The 15638-nt window shown below is 71.8% G+C and carries 14 protein-coding genes; 5 read left to right on the top strand and 9 right to left on the bottom strand.

All coding sequences use genetic code 11. The annotated features are described in order from the left end of the window. Positions 1-68: 68 nt before the first annotated feature. Genes EL493_RS26800 through EL493_RS26810 form a run of 3 tightly spaced genes read right to left on the bottom strand, consistent with a single transcriptional unit; the run spans position 69 to position 3639 of the window. Positions 69-1199, bottom strand: a complete 1131-nt coding sequence (locus EL493_RS26800) for a bifunctional 2-methylcitrate synthase/citrate synthase (protein WP_019048253.1) — start codon at positions 1197-1199, stop codon at positions 69-71. Further along, positions 1196-2116, bottom strand: coding sequence for a methylisocitrate lyase (gene prpB / locus EL493_RS26805; RefSeq protein ID WP_019048254.1), 921 nt, complete (start codon positions 2114-2116; stop codon positions 1196-1198). The genes EL493_RS26800 and prpB overlap by 4 nt, the downstream gene beginning before the upstream one ends. Next, positions 2116-3639 carry an MmgE/PrpD family protein gene (locus EL493_RS26810; protein ID WP_019048255.1) on the bottom strand — a complete coding sequence of 508 codons (1524 nt, stop codon included), beginning with the start codon at positions 3637-3639 and terminating at the stop codon, positions 2116-2118. Before EL493_RS26810 ends, prpB begins: the two co-directional genes overlap by 1 nt. A gap of 358 nt (positions 3640-3997) precedes the next feature. Here EL493_RS26810 and EL493_RS26815 point away from each other — a divergent pair, with 358 nt between their 5' ends. Beyond that, the gene (locus EL493_RS26815) at positions 3998-5422 is read left to right on the top strand and encodes a short-chain fatty acyl-CoA regulator family protein (RefSeq protein ID WP_022565576.1); all 1425 of its coding nucleotides are present in this window, start codon (positions 3998-4000) and stop codon (positions 5420-5422) included. A gap of 9 nt (positions 5423-5431) precedes the next feature. On the opposite strand, the gene recG is transcribed toward EL493_RS26815, so the two are convergent. Together recG and EL493_RS26825 are read right to left on the bottom strand one after the other, a co-directional pair. Beyond that, on the bottom strand, positions 5432-7693 hold the full coding sequence (gene recG / locus EL493_RS26820; RefSeq protein ID WP_019048257.1) for an ATP-dependent DNA helicase RecG: 2262 nt from the start codon (positions 7691-7693) through the stop codon (positions 5432-5434). A 3-nt stretch (positions 7694-7696) separates the two neighbouring features. Next, a complete protein-coding gene (locus EL493_RS26825; protein WP_019048258.1) occupies positions 7697-9832 on the bottom strand; it encodes a DAK2 domain-containing protein in 2136 nt (711 codons plus the stop codon). Between the two features lie 290 nt (positions 9833-10122). Between EL493_RS26825 and rpmB the strand changes: the two genes are divergently transcribed. The 3 genes from rpmB (at position 10123) to EL493_RS26840 (ending at position 11655) form a co-directional block, all read left to right on the top strand. Beyond that, positions 10123-10314, top strand: a complete 192-nt coding sequence (gene rpmB, locus EL493_RS26830) for a 50S ribosomal protein L28 (RefSeq protein WP_011210730.1) — start codon at positions 10123-10125, stop codon at positions 10312-10314. An 81-nt stretch (positions 10315-10395) separates the two neighbouring features. Next, positions 10396-10857, top strand: a complete 462-nt coding sequence (locus tag EL493_RS26835; protein WP_019048259.1) for a GNAT family N-acetyltransferase — start codon at positions 10396-10398, stop codon at positions 10855-10857. 9 nt (positions 10858-10866) lie between these two features. Next, positions 10867-11655, top strand: a complete 789-nt coding sequence (locus EL493_RS26840) for an enoyl-CoA hydratase/isomerase family protein (protein WP_019048260.1) — start codon at positions 10867-10869, stop codon at positions 11653-11655. A gap of 115 nt (positions 11656-11770) precedes the next feature. On the opposite strand, the gene EL493_RS26845 is transcribed toward EL493_RS26840, so the two are convergent. Genes EL493_RS26845 through EL493_RS26855 form a run of 3 tightly spaced genes read right to left on the bottom strand, consistent with a single transcriptional unit; the run spans position 11771 to position 13744 of the window. After that, the gene (locus tag EL493_RS26845; protein WP_022565574.1) at positions 11771-12022 is read right to left on the bottom strand and encodes a hypothetical protein; all 252 of its coding nucleotides are present in this window, start codon (positions 12020-12022) and stop codon (positions 11771-11773) included. 49 nt (positions 12023-12071) lie between these two features. Then, complete coding sequence (locus EL493_RS26850; RefSeq protein WP_019048262.1) at positions 12072-12755, bottom strand: uracil-DNA glycosylase; 684 nt, start codon at positions 12753-12755, stop codon at positions 12072-12074. An 11-nt stretch (positions 12756-12766) separates the two neighbouring features. Next, positions 12767-13744 (bottom strand): thiamine-phosphate kinase, encoded by a 978-nt coding sequence (locus EL493_RS26855; RefSeq protein ID WP_019048263.1) that lies wholly within the window; start codon positions 13742-13744, stop codon positions 12767-12769. 121 nt (positions 13745-13865) lie between these two features. On the opposite strand from EL493_RS26855, the gene EL493_RS26860 reads away from it, so the two are divergent. Then, positions 13866-14513, top strand: a complete 648-nt coding sequence (locus EL493_RS26860; RefSeq protein WP_019048264.1) for a DUF3515 domain-containing protein — start codon at positions 13866-13868, stop codon at positions 14511-14513. A gap of 19 nt (positions 14514-14532) precedes the next feature. On the opposite strand, the gene EL493_RS26865 is transcribed toward EL493_RS26860, so the two are convergent. After that, complete coding sequence (locus EL493_RS26865) at positions 14533-15627, bottom strand: D-alanine--D-alanine ligase family protein (protein WP_030202951.1); 1095 nt, start codon at positions 15625-15627, stop codon at positions 14533-14535. Positions 15628-15638: the final 11 nt, after the last annotated feature.

Genomic DNA, 15638 nt, shown 5'->3' on the forward strand with positions numbered 1-15638 from the left:
ACACTTCTCGGTGTCCGGGGCAGTGCCGGGGCGCCGTTCGTCCGCCATGAGGGGAGGACGAACGGCGTTCAGTGCGCGGCGCGCGACAGCGGCACCGGCCGCTGCTCGACGCCGCGGTACTCCGACAGCGGCCGGATCAGGGCGTTGGCCGCGGACTGCTCGGCGATGTGCGCGGTCCAGCCGGTGATCCGGCTCATCACGAAGATCGGCGTGAACATCTCGATGTCGAAGCCCATCAGGTGGTAGGCCGGTCCGGCCGGGAAGTCGAGATTCGGCGCGATGCCGGTCTGCTCGGCCATGGCCGTGGCGAGCGCGTCGTACATCCGCACCCATCGCTGGCCCCCGGTCGCCTCGGCGACCTCGTCGAGGGCGGCCTTCATCGTCGGCACGCGGGAGTCGCCGTGCCGGTACACGCGATGGCCGAAGCCCATCACCTTGCGCCGCGCGGCCAGGGTCTCGCGCACCCACGCCGCCGCCCGGTCGGGGTCGTCGATCTCGCGCATGGTGTGCATGACGGCCTCGTTGGCGCCACCGTGCAGCCGGCCCTTCAGCGCGCCGATGGCCGCGGTGACGGCGCTGTACAGATCCGAGCCGGTGGAAGTCACCACCCTGGCCGCGAAGGTCGAGGCGTTGAATCCGTGCTCGGCGTAGAGGATCAGCGAGATCTCGAAGGCGCGCACGATCCGCGGCGCTGGCACCTCGCCGAAGCACATGTACAGGAAGTTCTCGGCGAACCCGAGCTGGGGGTGCGGGGCGATCGGGTCGAGTCCCCGACGCCGGCGCATCGCCGTGGCGATCACGGTCGGCAGCAGGGCGGTCAGGCGCAGCGCGGCGGCCAGCCGGTCCCGCTCGGCGGTGCTCTCGGAGGCGGCGTCCTCGGTGCCCAGGTAGCTGACGACGGTCCGCACCACATCCATCGGATGGCAGGTGTCCGGCATCTTCTCCACCAGCGCCAGCACCGACCGGTCGATCCGGCGTTGCGCGCGTTCGCGCTGGCAGAACAGCTGCCGCTGCCCGTCGTCGGGGAGCTCGCCGTACCAGAGCAGGTAGGCGACCTCCTCGAAGGTGCGGCGCCCGGCCAGCTCCTGGACGGGATAGCCGCGGTAGGTAAGCGAGTTGGTCTCGGTGACCACCTTGGAGATGCTCGTCGTGTCGACGACGACGCCGGCCAGCCCCTTGGCGATGTCGGAATCGGTCATGATCCTGCTCCCACCGTGACGTCGAAGATGCCGGAGTCGAATTCGTTGTAGTGCCGGTACCCCAGCAGCTCGTAGAGCCGGGACCGGTGCTGCATCCGGTCCAGCAGCGCGGTCTGGGTCCCGGCCGTGGCGATCTCGCGCAGCCCGTCCTCGACGGCGCCCATGGCCAGCCGCAGTGTGGTCACCGGGTAGATCACCGCGTTGTAGCCGAGGTCGGTCAGCGTCCGGGCGGACAGCAGCGGAGTCTTGCCGAACTCGGTCATGTTCGCCAGCAGCGGTACCTCGACCGCCGCGCGGAACGCCGCGAATTCGGCCTCGCCGGTCAGGGCCTCGGTGAAGATCAGGTCGGCGCCCGCGTCGGCGTAGGCCTTGGCGCGCGTGATCGCCGCGTCCAGTCCTTCGACGGCGCGCGCGTCGGTCCTGGCGCAGATCACGAACCCCGGATCGCGCCGCACGGCGACGGCGGCCCGGATGCGGCGCACCATCTCCGCGGTGCCGACGACCGCCTTCCCGTCGAGATGACCGCATCGCTTGGGGTTGACCTGGTCTTCGAGATGGCACCCGGCCAGACCGGCGTCCTCGAGCAGCGCCACCGTGCGGGCGGCGTTCATCGGCTCGCCGAACCCGGTGTCGGCGTCGACCAGGACCGGCAGCTCGGTGACCCGCGCGAGCTGTCTGCCCCGCTCGACCACCTCGGTCAGCGTGGTGAGCCCGATGTCGGGCAGCGCCAGTTCCGCCGCGACCACCGCGCCGGACAGGTACACGCCCTCGAACCCGATGTTCTGGATCACCCTGGCCACCAGTGGATTCATCGCGCCCGGCCAGCGCTGCAGGCGCCCGGAGGCGAGTCCGGCGCGCATCGACGCGCGCTTGTCCGCCGGGCTCGTGCGCGCGGCGAGCAGTCCCGAGACCTCCATCAGAACAGTCCTTCCCGGTCGGCGGGCAGCACCTCGAACAGCGCCGGGTCGATCGCGAACGACAGCTGGTCGAGCTCCCCCGGCGCCAGTTCGGCGGTGCGCTGCGCGGCGTCGAGGAAGCGCTCCTGTTCGGCGGGCGGGACCACGCCGTCGGCGAGCGCGCGGAACTTCGCCAGGTACTGCTCACGGGCGAACGGGCGCGCGCCCAGGGGGTGCGCGTCGGCCACGGCGAGTTCGTCCACGATCACCGTGCCGTCGTCGAGGGTGACGACCGCGCGGGCGCCGAAGGCCTTCTCCGCGGGATCGGTCGCGTGATAGCGCCGCGTCCACTCCGAGTCCTCGACCGTGGAGATCCTGTGCCACAACGCGACCGTGTCGGGCCTGCGCGCCCGGTCCGGCGCGTAGGACCGCTCGTGCTGCCAGACACCGTCCTGCAGGGCGACGGCGAAGATGTACGGCAGCGAATGGTCGAGGGTCTCGCGGCTGGCGTGCGGATCGAACTTCTGCGGGTCACCGGAGCCGGTGCCGATGACGTGGTGCGTGTGATGACTGGTGTGCAGCACGATCGACCGGATCCGGCCGGTGTCGGGGATCCGGTCGCGCAGTCTGCGGGCGAGGTCGACCGGGGCCTGGCTCTGGTATTCGGCCGAATGCTCCTTGGTGTAGCTGTCCAGGATGGCGCGCTTGGGCTCGCCCGGACCGGGCAGCGGCACCGTGTACTCGGCGTCGGGACCACCGAGCAGCCAGGCGATCACGCCGTCGGCACCCTCCCAGATGGGGGCCGGCGCGCCCTCGCCGCGCATCGCCCGGTCGACCGCCTCGATCGCCATCTTCCCCGCGAAGGCGGGAGCGTAGGCCTTCCAGCTCGAGATCTCGCCCTTGCGGGACTGCCGGGTGGCGGTGGTGGTGTGCAGGGACTGCCCGATCGCCTGGTAGATCGTCGCCGGATCGAGGCCGAGCAGCGTGCCGATGCCGGCGGCCACGGACGGACCGAGGTGGGCGACGTGGTCGATCTTGTGCTCGTGCAGGCAGATCCCGCGCGCCAGGTCGATCTGGATCTCGTAGCCGGTGGCCAGGCCGCGGATCAGGTCGGCGCCGCCGCGCCCGGCGTGCTGGGCCACCGCCAGGATCGGCGGGATGTTGTCGCCCGGATGCGAGTACTCCGCGGCGAGGAAGGTGTCGTGGAAGTCGAGCTCGCGCACCGCGACTCCATTGGCCAGCGCCGCCCACTCCGGTGAGAACCGCTGCGCGCGCCCCAGTCCGGTGACGGTGGCGCCCGATCCGCGCGCGGTCGCGGGCAGCGGATGCGCCACGGCCTGCGCCCTGGCCGTACGGACCGGGCCGCGCAGCACCGACGCCGCCGCGACCGCCGCGTTGTCGATGATCCGGTTCACGATCATCTCCGCGACGTCGCCGGCGACCGGCACGGGGTCGACGGCCACCTCCGCGAGCAGGGTGGCGAGGTGCCGCTCTCGCGGGAAATCCTCGGCGGGCCCGACCGTGCGAACAAGATGGTTCTTCACTGATCCTCCGAATCCGGCCGCTCGTTCACGGCCACCATTCGCACGCTACGCACTCACTCAGTTCAAGTGAACGCGCTGAACAAGCGTATTTTTGTGTGCGACACCCGGCCGATCGGCGAAGCTTGCGAAGATCGATCGGCTAGAGTCCGAGGAGTGATATCCGATCGCTATGGGAACCCGTCCGGGGGACGGCGCCTGACATCGAATCCCCGTCCCCGCACCGTCGCCGTACCCGCCGGTCTCTTCGCACGTTACGCACGGGTAGTCACAGATAGAATCCCTTGCGGGACTGCGCTTCTCCCCGGACAATCCTCGTTTCGAGCGAACCTTGCGAACCCGGCGAGTTAGGATCTCCGGCGTGCGCAAGATGTACGCGGGGGCCAGGCTACGACGGCTGCGGGAAGAACGGCGGATGACGCAAGCGGCGCTGGCGAAGTCGCTGGATCTGTCGCCCAGCTATCTCAATCAGCTCGAGCGCGACCAGCGCCCGCTCACCATTCCCGTTCTGCTGAAACTGAACTCGACCTTCGACCTGGACGTGCAGTTCTTCGCCGCCGACTCCGACGCGCGCCTCGTCTCCGACCTGCACGAAGTACTGGTGGAGGCCGCGGGCGGCGGCGACACCGCACCGATCACCGAGGTCGAGGAGCTGGCCACCCGGCTGCCGGAGGTGGCTCGCATCGTCATCGCCATGCACCGGCGGCTGCGCGCGGCCACCGATCAGCTCGATCTGCTGTCGTCGCGGGTCGACACCCCCAGCGGCGCGCCGGGCACCCCGATGCCCTACGAGGACGTGCGCGATTTCTTCTACGACCACCGCAATCACATCTCCACCCTGGACCACGCCGCCGAGCAGCTGTTCGAGGAATCCGGGTTGAGCATCGGCTCACTGGACCGGCAGCTGGCCCGGATCGCGGAGGAACGCGCGGGCGTCACGGTGCTGGTCCGCGGCGACGGCGCCGACCCCACCATCCCGAAACGCCACTACGACCCCGACACCCGCACGCTCACCCTGGCCCGGCGCCTGCGGCCGGGGCAGCGCGCCTTCCAGATCGCCACCACCCTCGGCCTGCTGCTCTACGGCCGCGAGATCGACAACGTGCTGGCCGAATCCCGAGCGCTCACCGGCGAATCCCGCACCCTGGCCCGGGTCGGGCTGGCCAACTACTTCGCGGGCGCGCTGATCCTGCCCTACGGGCGGTTCCTGCGTTCGGCCGAGGAACTGCGCTACGACGTGGACATGCTGGCGCTGCGTTTCGAAGTGGGTTTCGAGACGGTGTGCCATCGGCTCAGCACCCTGCAGCGACAGGGTCAGCGCGGGGTGCCGTTCTTCCTGGTGCGCACCGACCGGGCGGGCAACATCTCGAAACGCCAGTCCGCCACCGCCTTCCACTTCTCCCGGGTCGGAGGCAGCTGCCCGCTGTGGGTCACCCACGAGGCATTCGCGCATCCGGGCCGCATCCTCACCCAGGTCTCGGAGATGCCCGACGGCCGCCGCTACCTGTGGATCGCCCGCACCACGCCGGCCACCCCGCAGGGCTACGGGACCGCGTCGAAGAACTTCGTCATCGGGCTCGGCTGCGATATCGAATACGCCGACCGGCTGGTGTACTCGCAGGGTCTGCAACTCGACGACCCGCAGGTGGCGGTGCCGATCGGGGCCGGGTGCAAGGTCTGCGAGCGGCCGGCCTGCCCGCAGCGCGCGTTCCCGCAGATCGGCAGGCCGCTCGCGGTGGCCGAGCACACCAGCACCGACCTGCCGTATCCGCGCCTGCCGCGCTGAGTCCGCGCGTCAGGACTTCGCGAGGTACTCGATGCGTTCGCCGTCGACGGCGGCGTCCATCATGCCCGCCAGCCCCGGGTGCTTCACCAGGCCCGGGTCCTCGGCGACCACCTGACGGGCCAGCTCCTGTGCCGCGGTGATCACCTCGAGGTCGTCGAGCAGCGACAGCAGCCGCAGCGACCGCGCGGTACCGGACTGGGCCGCGCCGAGCACGTCGCCCTCCCGCCGCTGCCGCAGGTCCAGCACCGACAGCTCGAACCCGTCGGTGGTCGCGGCGACCGCCTCCAGCCGTGCCATGGCGGTGCCGCCCGGCGCGGCGTCGGTGACGAGCAGGCACAGCCCGGGGTGCTTGCCACGCCCGATCCGGCCGCGCAGCTGGTGCAGCTGGCTCACGCCGAACCGGTCGGCGTCGACGATCACCATCACCGTCGCGTTCGGCACGTCGACACCCACCTCGACGACGGTGGTGCACACCAGGACATCGATGGCGCCGTCGTTGAACTGACGCATCACCTGGTCCTTCTCGTCGGACGGGAGCCTGCCGTGCAGCAACCCCACCCGCACCCCGGCCAGCGGACCCGCGCTCAGCGTCTCGTACATCTCGACCGCCGCCTGAGTGGTGGAGCCTTCCTTCTCCTCGGCCTTCTTGCCCTTGGCCGGCGGGGCGTCGGGGTCCTCGCCGATCCGCGAGCACACCACATACGCCTGCCTGCCCGCGCCGACCTCCTCGAGAATGCGTTCCCAAGCCCGGTCCACCCAGCCCGGATGCAGCTTGCGCGGCACCACCTTCGACACGATCGGCGAGCGGCCGCGCGGCAGCTGGGTGAGGGTGGAGGTCTCCAGATCACCGAGGGTGGTCATCGCGATGGTGCGCGGGATCGGCGTCGCGGTCATCACCAGCAGGTGCGGGCTGATGCCGTTCTTGGCCTTGGCGCGCAACGCGTCTCGCTGCTCGACGCCGAAGCGGTGCTGTTCGTCGACCACCACCAGGCCCAGGTCGAAGAACTCGACCGCGTCCTGGATGAGGGCGTGGGTGCCGATGACCAGGCCCGCCTCGCCCGTCATCGCGTCCAGCAGGGCGGTCTTCTTCGCCGCCGCCGACATCGAGCCGGTGAGCAGCACCACCTTCGTGGAGTGCTCGGCCGCGCCGAGTTCACCCGCGGTCCCGAGATCACCGAGCATCGCCCGCAGCGACCGATAGTGCTGGGCGGCAAGCACTTCGGTGGGGGCCAGCAGCGCGCACTGGCGGCCCGCGTCGACCGCCTGCAGCATGGCGTGCAGGGCCACGATCGTCTTGCCCGAACCCACCTCACCCTGCAGCAGCCGGTGCATGGGGCGGGTGCGCGACAGGTCGGCGGAGATCTCGTCGATCACCTGCCGCTGGCCCTCGGTCAGCTCGAACGGCAGCCGCTCGTCGAAGGCGGCGGCGATGCCGTCACCGCGGGGCGGGCAGGCGGGCGCGGTGCGGCCTTCCACCTCGTGCCTGCGTTCGGCCAGCACCAGCTGCAGGGCCAGCGCCTCGTCGAAACGCAGCCGGTCTCTGGCCTTCTCGATGTCGAGCTTGTGTTCGGGCAGGTGGATCAGGCGCAACGCGTCCGACACCGGGAGCAGGTTGCGGTCCTCGCGCAGGTCGGCGGGCAGCGGGTCCTCGATCGGGTCGAGCTGGTCGAGCACCTGGCGGATGCAGGCCAGCAGGTCCCAGCTCTGCACCTTCGCCGTCGCCGGATACACCGGGACGAATTCGCGCTCGAAGAACGCCGGATCCACTCCCCCCGCGCCTTTCGCGCTCTGCGCCAGCCCGCGCAGCGCGCCGCTGCCGCGCACCGAGGTGAGTTCCTCGACACCGGCCTCGGCCTTGTCGGGCAGGATCAGGTAGTCCGGGTGCGAGAGGTTCCAGCGGTCGGGGCGCCACCAGTGCACGGTGCCCGACATCATCGCCCGCACACCCTCTTTCACCAGGTAGCGCACCTTGTCGCCGTTGAAGAAGGTGGCCTCGATCGGGCGGGCGGCACCGGTGTCGAGCTGCACCTTGAGCAGCGAGCCGCGACGGTTCTTCATCGGGCGCAGTTCGGTTTTGGTGATCCGCCCGATGACGGTGATGTGCGCGCTCTCCTCGGGCTCCTCCTCGGTGAGCGGCTGCCCCTGGGTGGCGTAGCGCGCGGGATAGTGGCGCAGCAGGTCCTCGACCGTGGTCATGTCGAACGCCTCGGTCAGCCGGTCGGCCGCCTTCACACCCAGCACGTGATCGAGCCGGTCACTCAACGTCGCCATCGCCTACTCGACCCCTATCTGCACCAGATCCGCTTGCTGCCCACCGGAATACACCACGACCTCGACACCGGGGAAACCGGCCGTCACGTGGTCGGCGAGGACCCGCGCCAGTTCGGGCCCCGCGTCGGCGCCCATCAGCAGAGTCACCAGTTCGCCGCCGAGACCGAGCATCCGGTCCAGCAGGATGCGGCCCGCGCCGACCACATCGGGGTCGATCACCACCACGTCGTGGCCGACCAGGCCCAGACCGTCGCCGGGCGAGCACATGCCGACCATGGTCAGCGCGCGCACCCGCGCCGCCCGCAGCGCGCCCCAGCGCGTGGTCGCGGCCGCCTCCGACATGGCGAACGCGTCGTCCACCGCGATCCGCCCGCGATCGTGCACCGCCAGCGCGGCCAGCCCCTGCACCATCGAGGCGCTCGGCAGCAGCAGGACGTCACGTGACCCGTCACGCGCGGCCACACCGGCCGCGACGAGTTCCTGCGCGGGCAGCGCGCCGTTGGGCAGCACCAGCACTTCCCGGTTCGGCATGGCGCGGATGGCGGTGAGCAGGGCGGTGGTGTCCAGCTGACGGTCGCCGCGCAGCACCACCGCGCCCGCGTCCTCGAACAGGCGCGCGGCGGCGGCGCCGGACGCGACGGCGAGAATGCCACGGTCGTGACTGCCGAGACCGGCCGCCGCACCGCCCTGGTGTTCCGGCGTGGACCCGTCCCGACTCCGCACCCTGGCTTCCTGGGCGGCCCCGCCGTCCGTCGCCACGCGAGATTCCGGCACGGTGACCGATCGCGCGTCCGGTGTCCGGCCCGCACCGCCGCTGTCCTGGTGCCGCGCGTCGACCGCGGTGTTCGCCCGATCGCCGTCGCACGGCACGAGGTCGACGGCATGGCCGCCGTGTGGCGCCGTCACCGCGAAGCTCTCGATCCGGATTCCGGTGAGGCTGCCGGCCGCGAGTCCGGCTTCGATCGCCGCCCCCGCGTCACGGCAGTGCACATGCGCCGACCAGGTGCTGTCCCCGTCACCGACGACGACCACCGAATCACCGAGGACGGCGAGCCGGTCCCGCAGCGTGCCCGCGGCGGCCTCGTCGGTCCCGGAGATCACATACATCACCTCGAAGTGCGGATCCTCCGCCCGCTGCTCCTGCTCATCCCACAGGTCGGCGCCCCGCGCCCCGTCGGCTCCGGACGTGCGCGCCACACCGGACGACACGTGCGCACCCGGCGACGGCAGCCCACCGGGCGACGGCGACGGATGCCCGTCGCCATCTGCCACCCACGCCTCCGGCGCGCGAGATCCTTCGCCGGGTTGCGCGATGCGGCCGGTGGGCCCGGTGGCGCGGGTGTATCTGTCCCTGGTGGGCGCTTCGCCGCAGACCTGCCCCACGAGGCAGTCGAGCAGGACCAGCAGACCCCTGGCCCCCGCGTCGACGACACCGGCGGCGCGCAGCACGCCCAGCTGGGCGGGTGTCTCGTTCAGCGCCCGCGCCGCCCCTTCGGCGGCTGCCGCGGCCACGGACGCGAGCGTCGCGCTCACCGATTCGGCGGCGGCCACCGCGGCGCGATCGAGCACGGTGAGGATCGTGCCCTCCACGGGGGCACTGAGTCCGGTGCGGACGAGTACCGCCGCCCGGTGCAAGGCCGTGCGCAGCCGGGAACCGGTCAGCGGGCCGTCGGTGACCGCCTCGGCGATGCCGCGCAGCACCTGCGACAGGATGATCCCGGAGTTGCCGCGCGCACCGGTCGTCGCGCCGCGGGCCAGCGCCTTGGCGACCACGTGCGCGGTCGGCGTGACCCCGCCCGCCGACGGAGCAGCCGGACGAGGCGCCACCACCGCACCCGGCCCGTCGGCTTCGCCGGCCCCCGCCAGCCGGGCCGTTCCTTCGGCTTCTTTCCGGCCGGCGATGCGCGCCCGGCCGTCGGCCATGGCCCCGCCGATGACGACGGCTTCGGCCGCCGCCACCGCCGCGCGCATGGTCGCGAGCAGATTCGTGCCGGTGTCGGAGTCGGCGATGGGGAAGACATTGAGCGCGTCGATCTCGGCGCGGCGGCGTTCCAGATCGGTGCGGCAGGTCCTGGCCCACTCGAGCAGCTCGGCGCCGTCGAGCGCCTCCCGCACCTGCGACACCGCCACCTCGCTCACCGTCGTCGGGCGCCCGCCGGCCGGGCACCGCACGCCAGGTTAGCGCCAGCGGCCGACAGCGGTATGCTGAGCGCGGACGGGCCCGTCATCCGGGCCGTGCCCGGCGTGTCGACCGGGACACCCGGTTTGGAAGATCACGGCCCGGCCAGCTACCCTTGCAGGGTTGCCTCGCGCGGCCGATCCCGGTCTGCGCTGGCCGACGTCAGTCGGCAAGGCATTGACGACATCAGTTTCCGGTTCTGCGGGCATTCGTGCGCGCTGACCGCTTATGACATGAAGGAGCTCGCGACATGGCTGCCGTTTGCGACGTCTGCGCCAAGGGCCCCGGTTTCGGGAAGTCGGTCTCGCACTCGCACCGGCGCACCAACCGTCGCTGGAACCCGAACATCCAGACCGTGCGTGCGCAGGTTGCCCCTGGCAACACCCGCCGGATGAACGTGTGCACCTCCTGCCTGAAGGCGGGCAAGGTCGTCCGCGGCTGATTCTCAGCCCGTACATTCTGCCGACAGCGCCCCGGCACCCCTCGTGGGTGATCCGGGGCTTTGTCGTGAGTGGGGTCCGCCATGGCTGACTGGCGCCTCGCCGCACTGACCGCCGAGCGCGTCCCCGCCCTCGCGGCCTGTCACATCGCGAGCTGGCGCGAAGCCTACGACGCCGTGGTCCCCGGCCATGTGCTCGCCGGTTTCGACCTCGAGCGGTCCACCGCCACCTGGGAGCGCCGCCGCACCGACGGCACGCACCGCATCCCGGTCGCCCTGTCCGGTGACGAGCTGATCGGCTTCGCCGCCGCCACCGCCACCGAACTGGAAGCGCTCTACGTCCGCGCCGCCTGGCACGGCACCGGCGTGGCCGACGCCCTCATCGACGACGCCGTGCTCGGCACCCGCTGCACGCTGTGGGTGTTCGGCGACTATCCGCGCGCGCACGCCTTCTATCGCAGGCACGGGTTCGCCGACACCGGTGTCCGCCGGGTGGACCCGTTCACCCTGCTGCCCGAACAGTTGTGGCGCCGCGGCCCTCGCTAGGGTGACGGGATGAGTACCACCGAACCGGTTACCGCCCCGACCGTCGTCGACGGCGTGCTGCAGCTGACGATCGCCACCGCCGCCGCGGGCACCTCGATGAACTTCGACCTGATCAACGCGGGCACCGAGGCCCTGCGCTCGCTCGACGCCGAGGTCGGCGCCGTGCTGCTGACCGGGTCCGGCGCCAACTTCTGCGCAGGCGGCAACGTCATGCACTTCGCCGGTGCCGAGGACCGCGGCGCCTACCTGCACCAGCTGGCCTCCGAGCTGCACGATTTCGTGCGCGCGCTGGACGCCGTCCCCGTGCCGGTCGTCGCCTCGGTGCACGGCTGGGCCGCCGGCGCGGGCATGAGCCTGGTGCTGGGCGCCGACATCGCCATCGGTGGCCCGTCGACCAAGCTGCGTCCGGCCTACCCGGGCATCGGCCTGAGCCCCGACGGCGGCATGTCCTGGCTGCTGCCGCGCGTCGTCGGCGCCAACCGCGCCGCCGAGATCCTGCTCACCGACGCCGTGATCGGCGCCGAGGAGGCCGTGCGCCTGGGCATCCTGAGCCGCACCGTCGCCGACGACGAGGTCCGCGCGGAGGCGCTGCGGGTGGCGCAGAGCTTCGTCACCGGCCCGCGCAGCACCTACGCGGCCATGAAAAAGCTGCTGGCCCAGTCGCCGAACGCGACCCTGGACCAGCAGCTCGACGCCGAACGCGACAGCATCGCCGCCGCCGCGAACGGCGCAACCGGCCGGGAAGGCGTAGATGCCTTCGTCGGCAAGCGCAAGCCTGCTTACCTCGGGCTCAACTGATCACCCACGGTTTCGGCCGCCTCGCCGCCGAGGGGCGAGACGGAACGCCGCAGGCGCAGTATCGCCCCTCGGCGGCGAGGTTACGAGGCCGAAACCCCGCGGCACCAGCCGCCGACTAGCACTGCGCGCCGAGAGCGCTGAAGGTGTTCTGCAGCAGGCAGGTCACCTTCGCGTTCACGCCGGAGGAGATGGTGGAGGTGCCGGTGGAGGTCCATTCCTCGCCGACCTGGGTGGTGGCCACCGGCGCGGCCTGCTCGTTGTAGGGCTCGAGGGCCAGGCCTGCCGCGCTCGCCGAGGCGGCGCCCGCGGTGAGCGCGGCGGCGACAGCGGCGGTCGCGACGGCGGCGCGGACGGTGGTGGTGTGCATCGAGTTGTGCTCCTTCATCATTTTCTTCTGGTGCGGGCGACGCCCCGGGTCAGGGCAGCCGCCAATCGACGGGTTCGGCGCCGAGTTCGTCGAGCAGTTCGTTCACCCGGGAGAAGGGTCGCGAACCGAAGAATCCCCGCGAGGCCGACAGGGGTGAGGGGTGGGCCGATTCGATGTAGGGGATCTCGGCCTCGGTGAGAGTGGGCTTGAGCGAGCCCGCGTCGCGGCCCCACAGCACGGCGACGAGCGGTTCGTCCCGGGCCACCAGGGCCCGGATGGCCTGCTCGGTGACCGCTTCCCAGCCCTTGCCGCGATGCGAGGCCGGGGTGCCCGGCGTCACGGTGAGGACCCGGTTCAGCAGCAGCACACCCTGATCCGACCACGGGCTCAGGTCACCGCAGCTGGGTGTGTCGAAGCCGAGGTCCTTGGTGTACTCGGCGAAGATGTTGGACAGGCTGCGCGGCACCGGCGAGACATCGGGGGCGACAGAGAAACTCAGGCCCATGGCATGTCCCGGCGTCGGGTACGGATCCTGGCCGACGATCAGCACGCGGACCGCCTCGAACGGGCGGCGGAACGCGCGCAGCACGTTCTCCCCGGCGGGTAGATAGCCCCGGCCCGCGGCGTTCTCGGCACGCAGGAATTCGCCCATCTCGCTGATCCGGTCCGACACCGGCTCCAGTGCCCGGGCCCAGCCCGGATCGATGATCTCCGACAGTGGTTTGGCACCCATGACCGCACAACCTATCGGTTCGGGTGCCCGGACGTGGCGTCCGCCCCACGGAACGATTCCCAGCCGGTGCCGCCGGTGGGCGCCGCGCCGTCCACCGTGACGCCGCTGCCTGCGGCGACCACGCCGATCGGGCGCCAGCCGGGCGGCAGCGCGGTGCCCGCGGGCCAGGTCCCCGCGAACGCGTGGTCCTCCCCGCCGGCCAGAATCCATTGCGCCGCATCGGCATCCAGCAGCGCGGCGACGGCGGCCAGGTCGGCGTCGGCCAGTGCGGCGCGGTGCACGTCGATCGAGACTCCGGAGGCGGTGGCCAGGTGTCCGAGGTCGGCGAGCAGTCCGTCGGAGACGTCGGTGAGCGCGGTCGGCGCCACGTCCCCGCCGACGTCGAGCACGGCGGCATAGGGCGGTTGCGGAACCCGGTGCGCCGCAAGAGCCTGCGCGAAGGCGGGATCGGAAGCGTCGGCGCCGCCGGACAATACGGCCAGTCCCGCCGCCGACCAGCCGAGATCACCCGCGACCGCGACGATGTCGCCCGCCACCGCACCGGAGCGCAGGATCGCGGCCCGGCCGCCGAGATCGCCGAACGCCGTCACCGAGACGACCAGCTGCTCGCTGCGCACCAGGTCACCGCCCGCGACGGAACCACCGGCCCGGCCGGCCTCGGCCGCCATGCCCGCGGCGATACCCTCCAGCACCTCCACCGGGGTGTCGGCCGGGCAGCCGAGGGCGACGACGAACGCGGTCGGGCGCGCGCCCATGGCCACGATGTCGGCGGCGTTCTGCGCGATGGCCTTGCGGCCGATGTCCACCGGGTCCGACCAGTCGCGCCGGAAGTGCCTGCCCTCGACCAGCATGTCGGTGCTCACCACGAACCGGCCGTCGGGCGCGGCGACCAGCGCGGCGTCGTCACCGGGACCGAGCAGCACGTGCGGCGCCTGCGCGTGCTGCGCGGTGATCCGGTCGATCACCGCGAACTCGCCCAGCTCACGCACCGTCTGCGGACGGCTGTCCTCGCTGATGACCGGCCCCTTCCCGCTGTGCTGCCGTCGGACGAAATCGCCCCGACGGTACCCTCTGGGAGGCGATCGGACACAACGGAAGGACCGAACGGTTATGGCGGCGGATACGTCGGACCCGACAGCGGACGACCGGGACGACACGTCCCCGGACGCCCAGACCCCCGAACCGTCGGCCGACCAGCCTGCGACCGACGCCGCCGACGACGACGCGTCGACGCCCTACTCCCCCGCGCTGATCGCGACCGCGGTCGCCCTCCCGGTGATCCTGATCGTCGGCGTACTCGTCGCCGCCTTCATCGCCCTGCGCGCCCCCGTCGAACGCGAGCCGCTGGCACTGGGCCCGGTGCCCGCCCCGGCCGCCGACGGCCCCGCCTGCGCGGCACTGCTCCCCGCGCTGCCCGCCGAACTGGGCGACTACACCAAGTCCACCCTCGTCGAACCCGCCCCGCCCGCCACCCGGGCCTGGCAGCACCCCGACGGCGGCGAGCCGGTCGTGCTGCGCTGCGGCCTGGACCGGCCGCTGGAATTCAACCGCGCGTCCCCGCTGACCGAGGTCGACGGCGTGAAGTGGTTCCAGGTCCGCGACGAGGTGGGCAAGGTCGGCACCTGGTTCGCCGTCGACCGCGAGACCTACATCGCGCTGACCGTCCCCGACGGCTCCGGCGCCGGCTCGATCCAGACCGTCTCCGAGATCATCCGCGCGAAACTGCCCGCCCGCGAACCGACTCCGGGCGAGTTGTGACGCCGGCGGCCCGCGCCGCCTACCGCAGGCCGGTACCGCGCGCCACGGCCGTTTCGATGAGCGTCGACACCAGCGTCGGATAGTCGATCCCCGTCGCCTCCCACATCCGCGGGTACTGCGAGATCGGGGTGAAGCCGGGCATCGTGTTGATCTCGTTGATCACCGGGCCGTCCGCGGTGACGAAGAAGTCCACCCGCGCCAGCCCCTGGCAGTCCAGGGCACGGAACGCGCGCACCGACAGTTCGCGGATCTGCTCGGCGACATCGTCGTCGAGCTTGGCTGGCACGTCGAATTCGCACACGTCGTCGAGGTATTTGGTGGCGAAGTCGTAGAACTCGGGGGCGGCGGCGTCGGCCTCGGGCATCCGGATCTCGGAGACCACGCTGGCGCGCACCTGCCCGTCGGCGAATTCCAGTACCCCGCATTCGACTTCGCGTCCGACGATGCCCGCTTCCACGATCACCTTCGGGTCGTGTTCGCGCGCGGTGGCGACGGCGGCGTCGAGGGCGGCCCAGTCGGTGATCTTGGTGATGCCGATCGAGGACCCGCCGCGGGCGGGCTTCACGAACGCGGGCAGCCCGATCCGGGCCCGCTCGGCCTCGGTCAGGGTGGCCGTGCCGGGCCGCAGCACCACCTGGGTGCCGACGGGCAGGCCCTCGGCGGCCAGCAATTTCTTGGTGAACTCCTTGTCCATGCCCGCGGCACTGGCCAGCACGCCCGCCCCCACATAGGGGACGCCGGCTAACTCGAGCATGCCCTGCAGGGTGCCGTCCTCCCCGAACGGGCCGTGCAGGATCGGGAACACCACGTCGACGCGGCCCAGCGCGGCGGTCGGCTCGTCGAGCGCGACCAGCGCGCCCGCGCGGCTCGGATCGGCCGCGAGGGTCAGCGCGGTGCCCGCGGCGTCGACGGCGGGCAGCGAGCCGTGGCTCAACGCCAGCTCACCGATGCCCTCGGCGAGCACCCAGCCGCCCGCGGCGGTGATGCCGATCGGCACCACCTCGTAGCGCTCGGGATCGAGGTTGCGCAGCACACTGCTCGCCGACACACACGAGACGGCGTGCTCGCTGCTGCGCCCGCCGAACACCACGGCTACCCTGATCCGGTTCGTCATGAACGTCACCG

The sequence above is a fragment of the Nocardia asteroides genome (genome assembly GCF_900637185.1).
Taxonomy (GTDB): domain Bacteria; phylum Actinomycetota; class Actinomycetes; order Mycobacteriales; family Mycobacteriaceae; genus Nocardia; species Nocardia asteroides.

Bases quoted from the DNA above. Each gene is read 5' to 3' on its own strand.
- EL493_RS26800 (WP_019048253.1), bottom strand. From the start codon at position 1,199: ATGACCGATTCCGACATCGCCAAGGGGCTGGCCGGCGTCGTCGTCGAC.
- prpB (WP_019048254.1), bottom strand. From the start codon at position 2,116: ATGGAGGTCTCGGGACTGCTCGCCGCGCGCACGAGCCCGGCGGACAAG.
- recG (WP_019048257.1), bottom strand. From the start codon at position 7,693: ATGGCGACGTTGAGTGACCGGCTCGATCACGTGCTGGGTGTGAAGGCG.
- rpmB (WP_011210730.1), top strand. From the start codon at position 10,123: ATGGCTGCCGTTTGCGACGTCTGCGCCAAGGGCCCCGGTTTCGGGAAG.
- EL493_RS26835 (WP_019048259.1), top strand. From the start codon at position 10,396: ATGGCTGACTGGCGCCTCGCCGCACTGACCGCCGAGCGCGTCCCCGCC.
- EL493_RS26840 (WP_019048260.1), top strand. From the start codon at position 10,867: ATGAGTACCACCGAACCGGTTACCGCCCCGACCGTCGTCGACGGCGTG.
- EL493_RS26845 (WP_022565574.1), bottom strand. From the start codon at position 12,022: ATGCACACCACCACCGTCCGCGCCGCCGTCGCGACCGCCGCTGTCGCC.
- EL493_RS26850 (WP_019048262.1), bottom strand. From the start codon at position 12,755: ATGGGTGCCAAACCACTGTCGGAGATCATCGATCCGGGCTGGGCCCGG.
- EL493_RS26860 (WP_019048264.1), top strand. From the start codon at position 13,866: ATGGCGGCGGATACGTCGGACCCGACAGCGGACGACCGGGACGACACG.
- EL493_RS26865 (WP_030202951.1), bottom strand. From the start codon at position 15,627: ATGACGAACCGGATCAGGGTAGCCGTGGTGTTCGGCGGGCGCAGCAGC.